Genomic DNA, 17943 nt, shown 5'->3' with positions numbered 1-17943 from the left:
CTATGTATCAACATCGCTTTATTACCAGCCTGTCCGCCCTCACAACGACCGAACGAGCGGTACTGTCAGGCCAATCTCCATTTAGCAGTGTTCAGTGGCTCGAAGCGCTGGAGTTGAGCGGCTGTGTGGGCGAAGACACCGGCTGGCTGCCCTACCATTTACTGGTATACCGTGACAGTAAACTGGAGACGCTCCTGCCTGGTTATATCAAGCTCCACTCTTATGGTGAATATGTTTTTGACTGGGCCTGGGCTGAAGCATACGAGCGTCATCAGCTTGCTTACTATCCTAAATGGATCTGTGCCATTCCCTTCACACCTGTGGTGGGTAGTCGCATGCTGTCCGGTGAACCGCTCTCTGAGGCTTTGTATGACTATGTCACAACGGCTTTGCACCAGGAAGCACAACATCAGCACTGGTCAGGGTGGCATATCAACTTTCCGGCACACCGGGCAGGCTGGCAAAAACAGTCGTTGATGGAACGTCATGGTGTCCAGTTTCACTGGAAAAACCAGGACTACAGGCACTTCGACGACTTTCTTAACACCATGACCTCTCGCAAACGCAAAACCATCAAAAAAGAGCGAAAAGTCGTCACCAGTCAGGCGTTAACCATTCGCTGGTACCAGGGTGCCGAGATCACCAATGAGATACGACAAGCATTCTATCTGTGCTATGCCACCACCTATCTAAAACGCTCTGGACATCAGGGTTATCTGAACGAAGCGTTCTTCCGGCAGATCTGTGACACCATGAGCGAGCAGGTAGCGATAGTATGTGCATGCCAACAGGGAGAAATCGTGGCAGCAAGCCTGTATTTGTATGATCAACATACGTTGTACGGACGATACTGGGGCGCCTTACAGAGCCACGCGCATTTACACTTCGAGTTGTGCTATTACCAAGGGATCGAGTATGCCATTCGCCACGGGTTAACTCGCTTTGACGCAGGTGCACAAGGCGAACATAAACTAGCGCGCGGATTCGAGCCCGTCTTCACTTATTCTTATCATCATATTCGTCATCCTGATTTTGCCTCAGCAATCGGCGACTATCTGGCCCGTGAACGCGTCCATATGGCCGATTACCTGAGCCAGTGTGCAGAATTACTGCCGTTTAAAGATCAGTAAACGATTGTTCGCTGGCATCGCATAGTCTTCTTGTAACGTCAGTTTGGCTTGACTGGCCAGCGAACAGATCCACTCAATATCGCGGATCCCACTGTGCGGGTTACGACTCCGTAAAAACGCATCAAACTCCTGATTGCTCGATGAAGTAAACTGACCATGATAATTGAAAGGTCCATATATCATCAGTAACCCACCCGGCGTCAGGTGTTGTGTAACTCCCGCAAAGAAGGCTTCGACTAGGGCTTCAGATACGATATGTAAGGTATTCGCCGTATAAATCGCAGGCACCTGCGTGACCGGCCAGGGCGTTGATGACAAATCGAGGGTCAACGGCGCAGGCATGTTCGTCGCACCACTGTCTTCACACCACATTTGGATCCCGGCGTGGTTCACCGCAAGATCGCTGCACTGCCAAACTAAACGAGGCAGCGCCCTGGCAAAAAAAGCAGCATGCTGACCAGTACCTGATCCTATTTCCAGCACAGACGCCACCTCAGTGACGTAGGGTCGTATTTTTTCCAGTATCGGTCGTTTGTTGTTTTCGCAGGCTTGTGAGAAAGGTTTGTCCATATTGCACCTCTGTGATCCAAATTTGCGCTCTATTGAGGCAACCCAGCCAATAAAATGCAAGTCATTTTAGATTGCACAACCTTAAACATATAAAAAATATACGCTTTTATCCTTGGTATAAAGCATGCATTGTCTATACTGAAATTTCCACTTAACGCTTGGAGCACATTATGACAACCTCAGATCTCTCTCAAACTCCGTTACAAAGCCGTGGTCTGATCGACACGGAAGCGGAGCCCAATTTACTGGAAAGCCAGGACTACTGCCAGGAAGTTGCCAACATCCTGACCAGCCCGGAGCAAGAACGAGAAAAGACCTCTCAGCAATTTCTACTTGGTTACAACTAAGCAATTAATCGCCCTCACAACAATCTGGGCTTGCTTACCTCGCTCTTTAGTGTAATGATAATTATTATCGTTACACTAAAGGATATTCCACTATGCTAACACCGCTTGCGCTTATTAATTTTAAGCCGCATCTCAACGCGCACTGCACACGCCCTCATCTTGATGCACCACAACAAGTTGCAGAGTTCATACGCACTGGCTGCGAGTTAGCAAAATGGTATGAGCGACAGTCTTGTGCGTTGTTACAGGAGCTGTACCTCAGACGAGTATTCTTTGAACTACTTAACCACATTGCTGATCCACTGGTTCATACCTGCATCAGACAACAATGTCTGGAGCAAATTTATAAACCCCTGCTCGCCTTAAAACGCTACTACAAAGCCAGGCGCAGAGGATTACACAAGTTTTATCTGCTGGAGCGGGAAGCCAGGATCATCAGCCATGAATTTAATCCGTACAGCTAGGAGTTGTTATGAGCGAATTTCGTCAAGTTTCAGATAGCATGGGCGTGTTAGACGTACCACAAGATGCGCTTTATCAGGCGCAAACTCAGCGGGCCATCAATAATTTTCCTGTCAGTGGCCTGACACTGCCCGGTAGCTTTATTCGTGCCCTGGCGTATATAAAACAAGCAGCCGCAGAGTCAAACCAAGAACTTGGTCACCTTCCTTCGCACCAGGCTCAGGCCATCGTCTCTGCTTGTCAGCAGATCATTGACGGGAAGCACCTGTCTCAGTTTCCTGTCGACGTATTCCAGACCGGTTCAGGTACCAGCTCCAACATGAATGCCAATGAAGTCATCGCTTCTTTGGCTACTCAGCTAAGCGGCGAAACGGTCCATCCTAATGATCATGTGAATATGGGGCAAAGCTCTAATGATGTGATCCCCACTGCGATTCATATCAGCAGTGCCATACTCGCAGTATACGAACTACTGCCAGCACTTAAACACCTGTCTCAGACCATTGAACGCAAAAGTAAAGAAGTCGGTCATTTGGTTAAAACAGGCCGCACGCATCTAATGGATGCCATGCCGGTAACCTTTGCACAGACACTCAGTGGCTGGCAGCATCAAATCGATTCTGCCTGTGAGGGCATTGTACAGGCACTGGAAAAGATCTATGAGCTTGGCCAGGGCGGCACCGCAGTTGGCACTGGCGTGAACGCCGATGCGCGTTTCGCAGCTACGTTTAACAGCTATTTAAGCAGTAATGTTGGGATCCGCTTTACCCCAAGTAAAAACTTCTTCTATAACATTGGCTCGCAAGACGCCATTGTAGCGTTGTCGGGTCAGTTAAAAACACTGGCCGTCGCGAATATGAAAATCGCAAACGATCTGCGCTGGATGAATTCGGGCCCTCTGGCTGGACTGAGCGAGATAGAGTTACAGGCATTGCAACCCGGTTCGTCTATCATGCCAGGTAAGGTCAACCCGGTGATCCCGGAAGCCGCAGCGATGGTCAGTGCTCAGGTCATTGGTAATGATGCAACGATCACAGTGGCGGGTCAGTCAGGTAACTTTGAACTTAATGTTATGCTGCCGGTCATTGCCTACAACATCCTGCAAAGTATCGAGTTGCTGGCAAATATGTCTCGTTTGCTTGCAGACAAAGCCATTGCTACTTTCAGGGTCAACGAATCCAGTCTGCAACAGGCGCTAACCCGTAACCCAATCCTGGTCACGGCATTGAATCCGGTGATCGGGTATGAGAAGGCAGCATTTATTGCCAAACAGGCCTATCAGCAAGGTCGACCCATCATCGAAGTCGCCGCAGAGCACACCGACCTAAGCGAAACCCAACTGCGCGAATTATTAGACCCGCAAAAACTCACGCTCGGCGGCCTGTAAGCAAATCACGCGCCTGTTATTCTGGCGCGTGACCTCTTGTATCTGAAGAAAAAGCGCGGCACACTGGATAAAAAATTAACAGGATCGAATATGAACGCGTTTAAACTCTCTCTTTGCAGTTTGTTATTCATTGCAGGCTGCAACGCCTCACACAGTGAACCACAAAACAACGAGGAAACCGCCACCACGCAACAAGGCTCTACGGAACAGCGTGCGGTTGAACCCGCCAAGCTGCAAAAAAAAGCAGCGGTACGCCATGATGTTGGACACAGTAAACCTTCACCAGCAGACAAAGTCATGGATAAAGAGCCTGTCGCGCACATAGATAAAGACGCGATCAGCGAAGCAGGCCTGAAGAATCAACGCGCCTATTTGAAATTCATTACCAAAGACAAAGAATGTGATACCACGACTCAGTGCAAAGTCTTGCCTGTCGGCAGCCGTGCATGCGGTGGCCCATCTGATTATGTGATTTTTTCTACAAAAACAGCCGATCCCGACAAAGTGAAGGAACTTGCGGATAAGCTGACCCATGCCGAAGCCACCTACAATGCCAAAAACCGGATGATCAGTATTTGCGAGCACCTAAGTGCACCGGCCACTCAGTGCGTTAACAATAAATGTGTTAAACTCGAGCATTCAAATCAGGCAACCTACTAGGGATTTTCGATGAAGTATCAGTGTTTGACGCTGTTTTTACTGACAGGCTTGCTCGGTGGCTGTAGCGCCACACAGACCACGCAGTCAGCAAGCAATGGTGATGACTTTGCGCTGGCAGAATTCGTTGCAGACAAAGGCTGTGATGCGAGCTTTCAGTGCAAAGTCATTGGAGTAGGAGAGCGACAAACCTGCGGTGGGCCAAGCCAGTACGTCGTCTATTCGGTTCGCAACGTCGATGAATCTCAAGTAGAACAAATGGCCGTTGCAATTACCCAAAAAGAGCGCGCCATTAACCAACAAACGCCACCCAGCGAAGTGTGTAAGCAAGTACTTCCAATTCAGGCACTCTGTATTAACAGTCAATGTCAGGCCATTACACTGAAATAACCCTGCTTTGCTGCCAGCGAGCTAAACGTCTGTCTGGCAGTAACCTTTCTTACTTTGTAACTATACCAACCACTGACTCAGTAAAGAGATAGGTATGATGAGTAATGCGCACAGGCATGCTCGCCATACATACCGGATCTCAATCTGCTTCTTTACCCAATAACAATAAATAAACTTCACCAGGTAAGTAGAAGCACAGCCAAATAGGGCAAAAATAACAAACAAGACAAGTAAGTATAAGGACACAATCAACTCATAAACTCAACAACCAGCATTCATCATAACGGGTCATTGCGTACAGAGCAATGCAAGCACCTTAATGAACACAAAGCATGGATCCGCCAGCTAAAATAACTACCGAGCTGCCAATATGAGCCGCTATATCGGTGTAACTTAACTATTGAGAAACTTCGATGCCGTGCACCAGAAGAGATATCTGGATATTTGGTTACATGAATGGACATGGACAAAGGTGATTTAATTCGGCACTTGACAGTGACCGTCAGATCGATGTGCCATTTATACTCGCCGTGTGACCTGTAAGTAGTTCCCGCATTAAGTGCAGGATGACGGAGGTGTGGGCTTTGTGACCGGGTAGTTATGCAACTTTTTTAAATTCAAAACGCAAAAAAGCCCGACTCTTTCGAATCGGGCTTTGATGTACAAGGAGGTACGAATGTCGATGAGATTCATGGATGAATGTCTTTCATCGACCTTTTATTAGGTCCTGGCGATGTCCTACTTTCACATGGGTGAATTGTGACCGAAGCACCGCTTCGCAGCGCAATGAACGCGAGGTATGGACGCCGATAACACGCGTTACGCGCCGGGAGCCCTCCACAAGGAAGTGTGTCCAAAGGTTGCTAGATACCAACTTCATGGATGAATAGACAACGCTATTCTATCTACAGCTTCATCGACACTTTTTAAAATTTCAAACGCAAAAAAACCCGACTCTTTCGAATCGGGCTTTCTTTTATTAGGAGCTTGGCAATGTCCTACTTTCACATGGGAAACCCCACACTATCATCGGCGCTATTTCGTTTCACTACTGAGTTCGGCATGGAGTCAGGTGGTTCCAAAATGCTATGGTTACCAAGCAAATTCTGTAAAATCTGGAAAAGCGTATTAAATTCTTATCGTCTACTTTATTTCTTAACTTCTAACAAACAAAACCACTTTGGCGTTGTATGGTTAAGCCTCACGGGTAATTAGTACGAGTTAGCTCAATGGCTCACACCACTTCCACATCTCGCCTATCAACGTTGTAGTCTTCAACGGCCCTTCAGTTAACTTATAGTTAAAGTGAGAACTCATCTCGAGGCTCGCTTCCCGCTTAGATGCTTTCAGCGGTTATCGATTCCGAACGTAGCTACCGGGCAATGCCATTGGCATGACAACCCGAACACCAGCGGTTCGTCCACTCCGGTCCTCTCGTACTAGGAGCAGCCCCTCTCAATTCTCAAACGCCCACGGCAGATAGGGACCGAACTGTCTCACGACGTTCTAAACCCAGCTCGCGTACCACTTTAAATGGCGAACAGCCATACCCTTGGGACCGACTTCAGCCCCAGGATGTGATGAGCCGACATCGAGGTGCCAAACACCGCCGTCGATATGAACTCTTGGGCGGTATCAGCCTGTTATCCCCGGAGTACCTTTTATCCGTTGAGCGATGGCCCTTCCATTCAGAACCACCGGATCACTATGACCTACTTTCGTACCTGCTCGACGTGTCTGTCTCGCAGTTAAGCTGGCTTCTACCATTACACTAACCGTACGATGTCCGACCGTACTTAGCCAACCTTCGTGCTCCTCCGTTACTCTTTGGGAGGAGACCGCCCCAGTCAAACTACCCACCAGGCACTGTCCTCAATCCCGATCAGGGACCTAAGTTAGAACATCAACACTACAAGGGTGGTATTTCAAGGACGGCTCCACGCAATCTAGCGACTGCGCTTCAAAGCCTCCCACCTATCCTACACATGTAGGGTCAATGTTCAGTGCCAAGCTGTAGTAAAGGTTCACGGGGTCTTTCCGTCTAGCCGCGGGTACACAGCATCTTCACTGCGATTTCAATTTCACTGAGTCTCGGGTGGAGACAGCGTGGCCATGGTTACACCATTCGTGCAGGTCGGAACTTACCCGACAAGGAATTTCGCTACCTTAGGACCGTTATAGTTACGGCCGCCGTTTACCGGGGCTTCGATCAAGAGCTTCGCCTAAGCTAACCCCATCAATTAACCTTCCGGCACCGGGCAGGTGTCACACCGTATACGTCATCTTACGATTTTGCACAGTGCTGTGTTTTTAATAAACAGTCCCAGCCACCTGGTCACTGCGGCTCTCGCCTGCTTACGACGCGAAGTCTTCACAAGTAAGAGCGTACCTTCTCCCGAAGTTACGGTACAATTTTGCCTAGTTCCTTCACCCGAGTTCTCTCAAGCGCCTTAGTATTCTCTACCTGACCACCTGTGTCGGTTTAGGGTACGATTCGATATAAACTGAAGCTTAGAGGCTTTTCCTGGAAGTAGGGCATCAACAACTTCACTACCGTAGTAGCTCGTCTCGACTCTCAGCCTTAGCGACCCGGATTTTCCTAAGTCACCAGCCTACAGCCTTTCACATGGACAACCAACGCCATGCTTGCCTAGCCTGCTCCGTCCCCCCATCGCATTTATACCAAGTACGGGAATATTAACCCGTTTCCCATCGACTACGCTCTTCAGCCTCGCCTTAGGGGTCGACTCACCCTACCCTGATTAACATGGGATAGGAACCCTTGGTCTTCCGGCGTGCGGGTTTTTCACCCGCATTATCGTTACTCATGTCAGCATTCGCACTTCTGATACGTCCAGCAAACCTTACAGTTCACCTTCAGCCGCTTACAGAACGCTCCCCTACCCCGCGAACTAAGTTCGCAGCCGTAGCTTCGGTGGTATGTTTAGCCCCGTTACATCTTCCGCGCAGGCCGACTCGACTAGTGAGCTATTACGCTTTCTTTAAAGGATGGCTGCTTCTAAGCCAACCTCCTAGCTGTTTTAGCCTTCCCACATCGTTTCCCACTTAACATACACTTTGGGACCTTAGCTGACGGTCTGGGTTGTTTCCCTCTCCACGATGGACGTTAGCACCCACCGTGTGTCTCCCGGATAGTACTTTACGGTATTCGGAGTTTGCAAAGGGTTGGTAAGTCGGGATGACCCCCTAGCCTTAACAGTGCTCTACCCCCGTAAGTATTCGTCCGAGGCTCTACCTAAATAGATTTCGGGGAGAACCAGCTATCTCCCGGTTTGATTAGCCTTTCACTCCTAGCCACAGGTCATCCCCTAACTTTTCAACGTTAGTGGGTTCGGTCCTCCAGTCAGTGTTACCTGACCTTCAACCTGCCCATGGCTAGATCACCGGGTTTCGGGTCTATACCCTGCAACTTAAGCGCCCAGTTAAGACTCGCTTTCGCTACGGCTCCCCTAAATGGTTAACCTTGCTACAGAATATAAGTCGCTGACCCATTATACAAAAGGTACGCAGTCACCCTCGAAGGGCTCCTACTGCTTGTACGTACACGGTTTCAGGTTCTATTTCACTCCCCTCACAGGGGTTCTTTTCGCCTTTCCCTCACGGTACTGGTTCACTATCGGTCAGTTGGGAGTATTTAGCCTTGGAGGATGGTCCCCCCATATTCAGTCAAAGTTTCACGTGCTCCGACCTACTCGATTTCACTTTAAATAAGTTGTCGTGTACGGGACTGTCACCCTGTATCGTCATACTTTCCAGAATGTTCCACTAACTACATTAAAGCTTAAGGGCTAATCCGATTTCGCTCGCCGCTACTTTCGGAATCTCGGTTGATTTCTTTTCCTACGGGTACTTAGATGTTTCAGTTCTCCGCGTTCGCTTCATACAGCTATGTATTCACTGCATGATGACCCAAAGGGCCGGGTTTCCCCATTCGGAAATCCTAGTCTCAAGTGCCTCTTACTGGCTCAACTAGGCTTATCGCAAGTTAGTACGTCCTTCATCGCCTCCAACTGCCAAGGCATCCACCGTGTACGCTTAGTCACTTAACCATACAACCCAAAATAGTTTTGAATTGTACTGCTAAAGACAGTTTTAACTTCGCCAGAAGTTAAGTAATACTAAAGTAGACGCTAATAAATTCTTTCGAATTTATCGGCATTTTTCTTTCGAAAACTCTATAGAACAACAATTTTCATTGTCATTCCGAGAATTTAATATCAGCTTTCCAAATTTTTAAAGAGCAATATCACTCAGTAAGTTACCTTACTAAGCAACAATCATCTGTGTGGACACTTCGAACAAATTAGTTCTAAGTCGATAAGGAGGTGATCCAGCCCCAGGTTCCCCTAGGGCTACCTTGTTACGACTTCACCCCAGTCATGAATCACTCCGTGGTGAACGCCCTCCCGAAGGTTAAGCTATCCACTTCTGGAGCAACCCACTCCCATGGTGTGACGGGCGGTGTGTACAAGGCCCGGGAACGTATTCACCGCGGCATTCTGATCCGCGATTACTAGCGATTCCGACTTCATGGAGTCGAGTTGCAGACTCCAATCCGGACTACGACATACTTTAAGTGATTCGCTTACTATCGCTAGTTCGCAGCACTCTGTATATGCCATTGTAGCACGTGTGTAGCCCTACACGTAAGGGCCATGATGACTTGACGTCGTCCCCACCTTCCTCCGGTTTATCACCGGCAGTCTCCTTAGAGTTCCCGACCGAATCGCTGGCAACTAAGGATAAGGGTTGCGCTCGTTGCGGGACTTAACCCAACATCTCACAACACGAGCTGACGACAGCCATGCAGCACCTGTATCAGAGTTCCCGAAGGCACCAAACCATCTCTGGTAAGTTCTCTGTATGTCAAGTGTAGGTAAGGTTCTTCGCGTTGCATCGAATTAAACCACATGCTCCACCGCTTGTGCGGGCCCCCGTCAATTCATTTGAGTTTTAACCTTGCGGCCGTACTCCCCAGGCGGTCTACTTAATGCGTTAGCTTTGGAAAAGTTGTCCGAAGACCCCAGCTCCTAGTAGACATCGTTTACGGCGTGGACTACCAGGGTATCTAATCCTGTTTGCTCCCCACGCTTTCGTACATGAGCGTCAGTGTTGACCCAGGTGGCTGCCTTCGCCATCGGTATTCCTTCAGATCTCTACGCATTTCACCGCTACACCTGAAATTCTACCACCCTCTATCACACTCTAGTTTGCCAGTTCGAAATGCAGTTCCCAGGTTAAGCCCGGGGCTTTCACATCTCGCTTAACAAACCGCCTGCGTACGCTTTACGCCCAGTAATTCCGATTAACGCTCGCACCCTCCGTATTACCGCGGCTGCTGGCACGGAGTTAGCCGGTGCTTCTTCTGTCAGTAACGTCACAGCTAGCAGGTATTAACTACTAACCTTTCCTCCTGACTGAAAGTGCTTTACAACCCGAAGGCCTTCTTCACACACGCGGCATGGCTGCATCAGGCTTGCGCCCATTGTGCAATATTCCCCACTGCTGCCTCCCGTAGGAGTCTGGACCGTGTCTCAGTTCCAGTGTGGCTGATCATCCTCTCAAACCAGCTAGGGATCGTCGCCTTGGTAAGCCGTTACCTTACCAACTAGCTAATCCCACTTGGGCCAATCTAAAGGCGAGAGCCGAAGCCCCCTTTGGTCCGTAGACATTATGCGGTATTAGCCATCGTTTCCAATGGTTGTCCCCCACCTCAAGGCATGTTCCCAAGCATTACTCACCCGTCCGCCGCTCGTCATCTTCTAGCAAGCTAGAAATGTTACCGCTCGACTTGCATGTGTTAGGCCTGCCGCCAGCGTTCAATCTGAGCCATGATCAAACTCTTCAATTAAAAGTTTTTTGAATCCGAAGATTCGTGCTCAATGAATTCTGTATAAATTGACTATGTTAGTCACTCATAAGAAATTGAGACTCTAAATTTTTGTGCGTCATTCAGTAAACTGAAATTCGCTGTTAGAACTCAATCTGTACGAGTGCCCACACAGATGATTGCTTCATATTTTTAAAGAACGATGTAACTAAACTTCGTTAGTTACCGCAGCCTCGCTGCGAAGTGGAGCGCCATATTAACCGCTTCACTTTTAAAGTCAACTAGAAAATTTAATTTTTCTTAATTAAGCTTTCCGTTTGGCTTTCCCTTCACTTAACTTGTTGCTTTTCAGCGTTGTGCTCCGTGTCGGTGGATGCGCATTATAGGGAAATCGAAAACCATTGCAACCCCTTTTTTCCCTTTTTTAATTAATAAAACGCCCTCCGCTTTCACCCTCAGAATATACATAAATTAAAAACAAGATATACACACCCAACTGTGGATAAGATCACATAATTACGTCATTACACCGGCCATATTGCTCACAGCCAACTTTCAATTTCACCTTCTGTCGGGAGTATTAGAAACTCATATAATAAATTAAGTAGAAAAGTTTAATCGCGAGCGAGTCATTGCATTTCTCTATTGGCCAATAATAAACAATATAAAATGCAAGCTATCTCCTATTCTACTTCGCACCTGACGCCACTGTGTCGGCATCCAGCACTCGATGCTGGAGCTAATAGAATCATTTTATAAGTTTTATTAACCATTGCGGTTGGTGGCCAAGGAAACTTCAGCGCTGCTGACATCACTCAATATATAGATATATGGTTGCATGAACAGACATGGGCGAAAATAACCTAATTACGCGTCTGGTAATGATTGCCAGGTCGATGTGTCATTAATACTCATCATGTGACTTGTTAGTAGTTCCCACATCAAGTGCGGGATTTTGTTAAACCATTTTCTTGGTGTTGCCTGAACCAGAATAAAACTTCAGCGTTGTTCGTCATAAGAGATATCTGGATATGTGGTTACATAGATGCACAGGGCGAATATAGCTTAATTAGTGCTTTGTAGTGATTGCCTGGTCGACGTGTCATTCATACTCACCGTTATAGCCTGTAATCAGTTCCCGTATCAAGTGCAGGATGACGGGGGATAGCTTTGTGATCGGAAAGTTATACAACTTTTTTAAATCGCATATAGCAAAAAACCGCTGCATTGCTGCAACGGGTTTGACGTACATGGAAGTACGAATGTCGATGAAATTCATGGATGAATTAAGTGTAAAGTACAATGACAGCGAGCAACGCGAGTACATTTACTTTACGCAAGGTGAAATAAGCCTTTTTAGAGAACGCAGGCCTATTCCAACATCCAACCCACCTTCATAGATGAATAGGCGATGCTATTCTATCTACGGCTTCCTCGGCACGTTTTTAAATCGCACATAGCAAAAAACCCGCTGCATTGCTGCAACGGGTTTGACGTACATGGAAGTACGAATGTCGATGAGATTCATGGGTGAATTGCGACCGAAGCACCGCTTCGCAGCGCAATGAACGCGAGGTATGGACGCCGATAACACGCGTTACGCGCCGGGAGCCCTCCACAAGGAAGTGTGTCCAAAGGTTGCTAGATACCAACTTCATGGATGAATAAACAACACCGCTTTTTCTACAACTTTTTAAATCGCACATAGCAAAAAACCCGCTGCATTGCTGCAACGGGTTTCTTTTATTAGGCCCTGGCGATGTCCTACTTTCACATGGGAAACCCCACACTATCATCGGCGCTATTTCGTTTCACTACTGAGTTCGGCATGGGGTCAGGTGGTTCCAAAATGCTATGTTCACCAGGAAATTCTGTAAAATCTGGAAAAGCGTATTAAATTCTTATCGTCTACTTTATTTCTTAACTTCTAACAGACAAAACCACTTTGGCGTTGTATGGTTAAGCCTCACGGGTAATTAGTACGAGTTAGCTCAATGGCTCACACCACTTCCACATCTCGCCTATCAACGTTGTAGTCTTCAACGGCCCTTCAGTTAACTTATAGTTAAAGTGAGAACTCATCTCGAGGCTCGCTTCCCGCTTAGATGCTTTCAGCGGTTATCGATTCCGAACGTAGCTACCGGGCAATGCCATTGGCATGACAACCCGAACACCAGCGGTTCGTCCACTCCGGTCCTCTCGTACTAGGAGCAGCCCCTCTCAATTCTCAAACGCCCACGGCAGATAGGGACCGAACTGTCTCACGACGTTCTAAACCCAGCTCGCGTACCACTTTAAATGGCGAACAGCCATACCCTTGGGACCGACTTCAGCCCCAGGATGTGATGAGCCGACATCGAGGTGCCAAACACCGCCGTCGATATGAACTCTTGGGCGGTATCAGCCTGTTATCCCCGGAGTACCTTTTATCCGTTGAGCGATGGCCCTTCCATTCAGAACCACCGGATCACTATGACCTACTTTCGTACCTGCTCGACGTGTCTGTCTCGCAGTTAAGCTGGCTTCTACCATTACACTAACCGTACGATGTCCGACCGTACTTAGCCAACCTTCGTGCTCCTCCGTTACTCTTTGGGAGGAGACCGCCCCAGTCAAACTACCCACCAGGCACTGTCCTCAATCCCGATCAGGGACCTAAGTTAGAACATCAACACTACAAGGGTGGTATTTCAAGGACGGCTCCACGCAATCTAGCGACTGCGCTTCAAAGCCTCCCACCTATCCTACACATGTAGGGTCAATGTTCAGTGCCAAGCTGTAGTAAAGGTTCACGGGGTCTTTCCGTCTAGCCGCGGGTACACAGCATCTTCACTGCGATTTCAATTTCACTGAGTCTCGGGTGGAGACAGCGTGGCCATGGTTACACCATTCGTGCAGGTCGGAACTTACCCGACAAGGAATTTCGCTACCTTAGGACCGTTATAGTTACGGCCGCCGTTTACCGGGGCTTCGATCAAGAGCTTCGCCTAAGCTAACCCCATCAATTAACCTTCCGGCACCGGGCAGGTGTCACACCGTATACGTCATCTTACGATTTTGCACAGTGCTGTGTTTTTAATAAACAGTCCCAGCCACCTGGTCACTGCGGCTCTCGCCTGCTTACGACGCGAAGTCTTCACAAGTAAGAGCGTACCTTCTCCCGAAGTTACGGTACAATTTTGCCTAGTTCCTTCACCCGAGTTCTCTCAAGCGCCTTAGTATTCTCTACCTGACCACCTGTGTCGGTTTAGGGTACGATTCGATATAAACTGAAGCTTAGAGGCTTTTCCTGGAAGTAGGGCATCAACAACTTCACCACCGTAGTAGCTCGTCTCGACTCTCAGCCTTAGCGACCCGGATTTTCCTAAGTCACCAGCCTACAGCCTTTCACATGGACAACCAACGCCATGCTTGCCTAGCCTGCTCCGTCCCCCCATCGCATTTATACCAAGTACGGGAATATTAACCCGTTTCCCATCGACTACGCTCTTCAGCCTCGCCTTAGGGGTCGACTCACCCTACCCTGATTAACATGGGATAGGAACCCTTGGTCTTCCGGCGTGCGGGTTTTTCACCCGCATTATCGTTACTCATGTCAGCATTCGCACTTCTGATACGTCCAGCAAACCTTACAGTTCACCTTCAGCCGCTTACAGAACGCTCCCCTACCCCGCGAACTAAGTTCGCAGCCGTAGCTTCGGTGGTATGTTTAGCCCCGTTACATCTTCCGCGCAGGCCGACTCGACTAGTGAGCTATTACGCTTTCTTTAAAGGATGGCTGCTTCTAAGCCAACCTCCTAGCTGTTTTAGCCTTCCCACATCGTTTCCCACTTAACATACACTTTGGGACCTTAGCTGACGGTCTGGGTTGTTTCCCTCTCCACGATGGACGTTAGCACCCACCGTGTGTCTCCCGGATAGTACTTTACGGTATTCGGAGTTTGCAAAGGGTTGGTAAGTCGGGATGACCCCCTAGCCTTAACAGTGCTCTACCCCCGTAAGTATTCGTCCGAGGCTCTACCTAAATAGATTTCGGGGAGAACCAGCTATCTCCCGGTTTGATTAGCCTTTCACTCCTAGCCACAGGTCATCCCCTAACTTTTCAACGTTAGTGGGTTCGGTCCTCCAGTCAGTGTTACCTGACCTTCAACCTGCCCATGGCTAGATCACCGGGTTTCGGGTCTATACCCTGCAACTTAAGCGCCCAGTTAAGACTCGCTTTCGCTACGGCTCCCCTAAATGGTTAACCTTGCTACAGAATATAAGTCGCTGACCCATTATACAAAAGGTACGCAGTCACCCTCGAAGGGCTCCTACTGCTTGTACGTACACGGTTTCAGGTTCTATTTCACTCCCCTCACAGGGGTTCTTTTCGCCTTTCCCTCACGGTACTGGTTCACTATCGGTCAGTTGGGAGTATTTAGCCTTGGAGGATGGTCCCCCCATATTCAGTCAAAGTTTCACGTGCTCCGACCTACTCGATTTCACTTTAAATAAGTTGTCGTGTACGGGACTGTCACCCTGTATCGTCATACTTTCCAGAATGTTCCACTAACTACATTAAAGCTTAAGGGCTAATCCGATTTCGCTCGCCGCTACTTTCGGAATCTCGGTTGATTTCTTTTCCTACGGGTACTTAGATGTTTCAGTTCTCCGCGTTCGCTTCATACAGCTATGTATTCACTGCATGATGACCCAAAGGGCCGGGTTTCCCCATTCGGAAATCCTAGTCTCAAGTGCCTCTTACTGGCTCAACTAGGCTTATCGCAAGTTAGTACGTCCTTCATCGCCTCCAACTGCCAAGGCATCCACCGTGTACGCTTAGTCACTTAACCATACAACCCAAAATAGTTTTGAATTGTAGTGTCAAAGACAGTTTTAACTTCGCCAGAAGTTAAGTAATACTAAAGTAGACGCTAATAAATTCTTTCGAATTTATCGGCATTTTTCTTTCGAAAACTCTATAGAACAACAATTTTCATTGTCATTCCGAGAATTTAATATCAGCTTTCCAAATTTTTAAAGAGCAATATCACTCAGTAAGTTACCTTACTAAGCAACAATCATCTGTGTGGACACTTCGAACAAATTAGTTCTAAGTCGATAAGGAGGTGATCCAGCCCCAGGTTCCCCTAGGGCTACCTTGTTACGACTTCACCCCAGTCATGAATCACTCCGTGGTGAACGCCCTCCCGAAGGTTAAGCTATCCACTTCTGGAGCAACCCACTCCCATGGTGTGACGGGCGGTGTGTACAAGGCCCGGGAACGTATTCACCGCGGCATTCTGATCCGCGATTACTAGCGATTCCGACTTCATGGAGTCGAGTTGCAGACTCCAATCCGGACTACGACATACTTTAAGTGATTCGCTTACTATCGCTAGTTCGCAGCACTCTGTATATGCCATTGTAGCACGTGTGTAGCCCTACACGTAAGGGCCATGATGACTTGACGTCGTCCCCACCTTCCTCCGGTTTATCACCGGCAGTCTCCTTAGAGTTCCCGACCGAATCGCTGGCAACTAAGGATAAGGGTTGCGCTCGTTGCGGGACTTAACCCAACATCTCACAACACGAGCTGACGACAGCCATGCAGCACCTGTATCAGAGTTCCCGAAGGCACCAAACCATCTCTGGTAAGTTCTCTGTATGTCAAGTGTAGGTAAGGTTCTTCGCGTTGCATCGAATTAAACCACATGCTCCACCGCTTGTGCGGGCCCCCGTCAATTCATTTGAGTTTTAACCTTGCGGCCGTACTCCCCAGGCGGTCTACTTAATGCGTTAGCTTTGGAAAAGTTGTCCGAAGACCCCAGCTCCTAGTAGACATCGTTTACGGCGTGGACTACCAGGGTATCTAATCCTGTTTGCTCCCCACGCTTTCGTACATGAGCGTCAGTGTTGACCCAGGTGGCTGCCTTCGCCATCGGTATTCCTTCAGATCTCTACGCATTTCACCGCTACACCTGAAATTCTACCACCCTCTATCACACTCTAGTTTGCCAGTTCGAAATGCAGTTCCCAGGTTAAGCCCGGGGCTTTCACATCTCGCTTAACAAACCGCCTGCGTACGCTTTACGCCCAGTAATTCCGATTAACGCTCGCACCCTCCGTATTACCGCGGCTGCTGGCACGGAGTTAGCCGGTGCTTCTTCTGTCAGTAACGTCACAGCTAGCAGGTATTAACTACTAACCTTTCCTCCTGACTGAAAGTGCTTTACAACCCGAAGGCCTTCTTCACACACGCGGCATGGCTGCATCAGGCTTGCGCCCATTGTGCAATATTCCCCACTGCTGCCTCCCGTAGGAGTCTGGACCGTGTCTCAGTTCCAGTGTGGCTGATCATCCTCTCAAACCAGCTAGGGATCGTCGCCTTGGTAAGCCGTTACCTTACCAACCAGCTAATCCCACTTGGGCCAATCTAAAGGCGAGAGCCGAAGCCCCCTTTGGTCCGTAGACATTATGCGGTATTAGCCATCGTTTCCAATGGTTGTCCCCCACCTAAAGGCATGTTCCCAAGCATTACTCACCCGTCCGCCGCTCGTCATCTTCTAGCAAGCTAGAAATGTTACCGCTCGACTTGCATGTGTTAGGCCTGCCGCCAGCGTTCAATCTGAGCCATGATCAAACTCTTCAATTAAAAGTTTTTTGAAACCGAAGTTTCGTGCTCAATGAATTCTGTATAAATTGACTATGTTAGTCACTCATAAGGAATTGAGACTCTAAATTTTTGTGCGTCATTCAGTAAACTGAAATCCGCTGTTAGAACTCAATCTGTACGAGTGCCCACACAGATGATTGCTTCATATTTTTAAAGAACGGTGCGACTTAATGTCGCTGCGCTGTTAGCGCTGAGGGTTGTGCATTCTAATCACTTCCCATTTTATGTCAACACTTAATTTTGAAATTTTCAGAATCAAGTTTTATTTGACTCCAAACTCGCTGGCTCGTTGCTTTTCAGCGTTGTGCCCCGTGTCGGTGGATGCGCATTATAGGGAAATCGAAACCCAGCGCAACCCCTTTTTTTAATAAAAGTGAGAAAAACAGCGCGTTCGAACAAAAATCACACCAAACCTCGTAAAAGTGAATGTAAAACATGCATTATTGCACTTTTTTGAGGCTGGAGTTCTACAATGCAAAGCTCTACACTGG

At 48.2% G+C, this 17943-nt stretch carries 7 protein-coding genes and 6 rRNA genes; 6 read left to right on the top strand and 7 right to left on the bottom strand.

Going from position 1 to position 17943, the window contains the following annotated elements; all coding sequences use genetic code 11:
• Positions 1 to 2 precede the first annotated feature (2 nt).
• Entirely contained in the window at positions 3 to 1130 is a 1128-nt protein-coding gene (locus AT705_RS12375; protein WP_058796822.1) for a GNAT family N-acetyltransferase, read from the top strand.
• Here the strand turns inward: AT705_RS12375 and AT705_RS12370 are convergent.
• On the bottom strand, positions 1107 to 1700 hold the full coding sequence (locus AT705_RS12370) for a DUF938 domain-containing protein (protein ID WP_058796821.1): 594 nt from the start codon (positions 1698 to 1700) through the stop codon (positions 1107 to 1109). The genes AT705_RS12375 and AT705_RS12370 overlap by 24 nt on opposite strands.
• 170 nt (positions 1701 to 1870) lie before the next feature.
• On the opposite strand from AT705_RS12370, the gene AT705_RS25280 reads away from it, so the two are divergent.
• The 5 genes from AT705_RS25280 to AT705_RS12350 all read left to right on the top strand — a co-directional run bounded on the left by AT705_RS25280 (position 1871) and on the right by AT705_RS12350 (position 4943).
• Positions 1871 to 2047 (top strand): hypothetical protein, encoded by a 177-nt coding sequence (locus AT705_RS25280; protein WP_155946278.1) that lies wholly within the window; start codon positions 1871 to 1873, stop codon positions 2045 to 2047.
• 92 nt (positions 2048 to 2139) lie between these two features.
• Positions 2140 to 2511 (top strand): hypothetical protein, encoded by a 372-nt coding sequence (locus AT705_RS12365; protein ID WP_082225454.1) that lies wholly within the window; start codon positions 2140 to 2142, stop codon positions 2509 to 2511.
• An 8-nt stretch (positions 2512 to 2519) separates the two neighbouring features.
• On the top strand, positions 2520 to 3896 hold the full coding sequence (locus tag AT705_RS12360) for a class II fumarate hydratase (RefSeq protein WP_058796820.1): 1377 nt from the start codon (positions 2520 to 2522) through the stop codon (positions 3894 to 3896).
• Between the two features lie 90 nt (positions 3897 to 3986).
• Positions 3987 to 4556 carry a hypothetical protein gene (locus AT705_RS12355; protein ID WP_058796819.1) on the top strand — a complete coding sequence of 190 codons (570 nt, stop codon included), beginning with the start codon at positions 3987 to 3989 and terminating at the stop codon, positions 4554 to 4556.
• 9 nt (positions 4557 to 4565) lie between these two features.
• Positions 4566 to 4943, top strand: a complete 378-nt coding sequence (locus AT705_RS12350; protein ID WP_058796818.1) for a hypothetical protein — start codon at positions 4566 to 4568, stop codon at positions 4941 to 4943.
• A 985-nt stretch (positions 4944 to 5928) separates the two neighbouring features.
• Here AT705_RS12350 and rrf (AT705_RS12345) read toward each other — a convergent pair.
• The 6 genes from rrf (AT705_RS12345) to AT705_RS12320 form a co-directional block, all read right to left on the bottom strand.
• Positions 5929 to 6043, bottom strand: a 5S ribosomal RNA gene (gene rrf / locus AT705_RS12345).
• A 90-nt stretch (positions 6044 to 6133) separates the two neighbouring features.
• Positions 6134 to 9013 (bottom strand): 23S ribosomal RNA (locus AT705_RS12340).
• A gap of 269 nt (positions 9014 to 9282) precedes the next feature.
• A 16S ribosomal RNA gene (locus AT705_RS12335) occupies positions 9283 to 10815 on the bottom strand.
• Between the two features lie 1730 nt (positions 10816 to 12545).
• Positions 12546 to 12660, bottom strand: a 5S ribosomal RNA gene (gene rrf / locus AT705_RS12330).
• Positions 12661 to 12749: 89 nt separating this feature from the next.
• Positions 12750 to 15629 (bottom strand): 23S ribosomal RNA (locus AT705_RS12325).
• A 269-nt stretch (positions 15630 to 15898) separates the two neighbouring features.
• Positions 15899 to 17431: ribosomal RNA gene (locus AT705_RS12320) — 16S ribosomal RNA — on the bottom strand.
• The 16S, 23S and 5S rRNA genes sit together here, the layout of an rRNA operon.
• Between the last annotated feature and the right edge of the window lie 512 nt (positions 17432 to 17943).

This window comes from Pseudoalteromonas rubra (assembly GCF_001482385.1).
Lineage (GTDB): Bacteria > Pseudomonadota > Gammaproteobacteria > Enterobacterales > Alteromonadaceae > Pseudoalteromonas > Pseudoalteromonas ardens.
The sequence above is the reverse complement of the archived record's forward strand: the minus strand, read 5'-3'. Positions and strand labels throughout refer to the sequence as shown.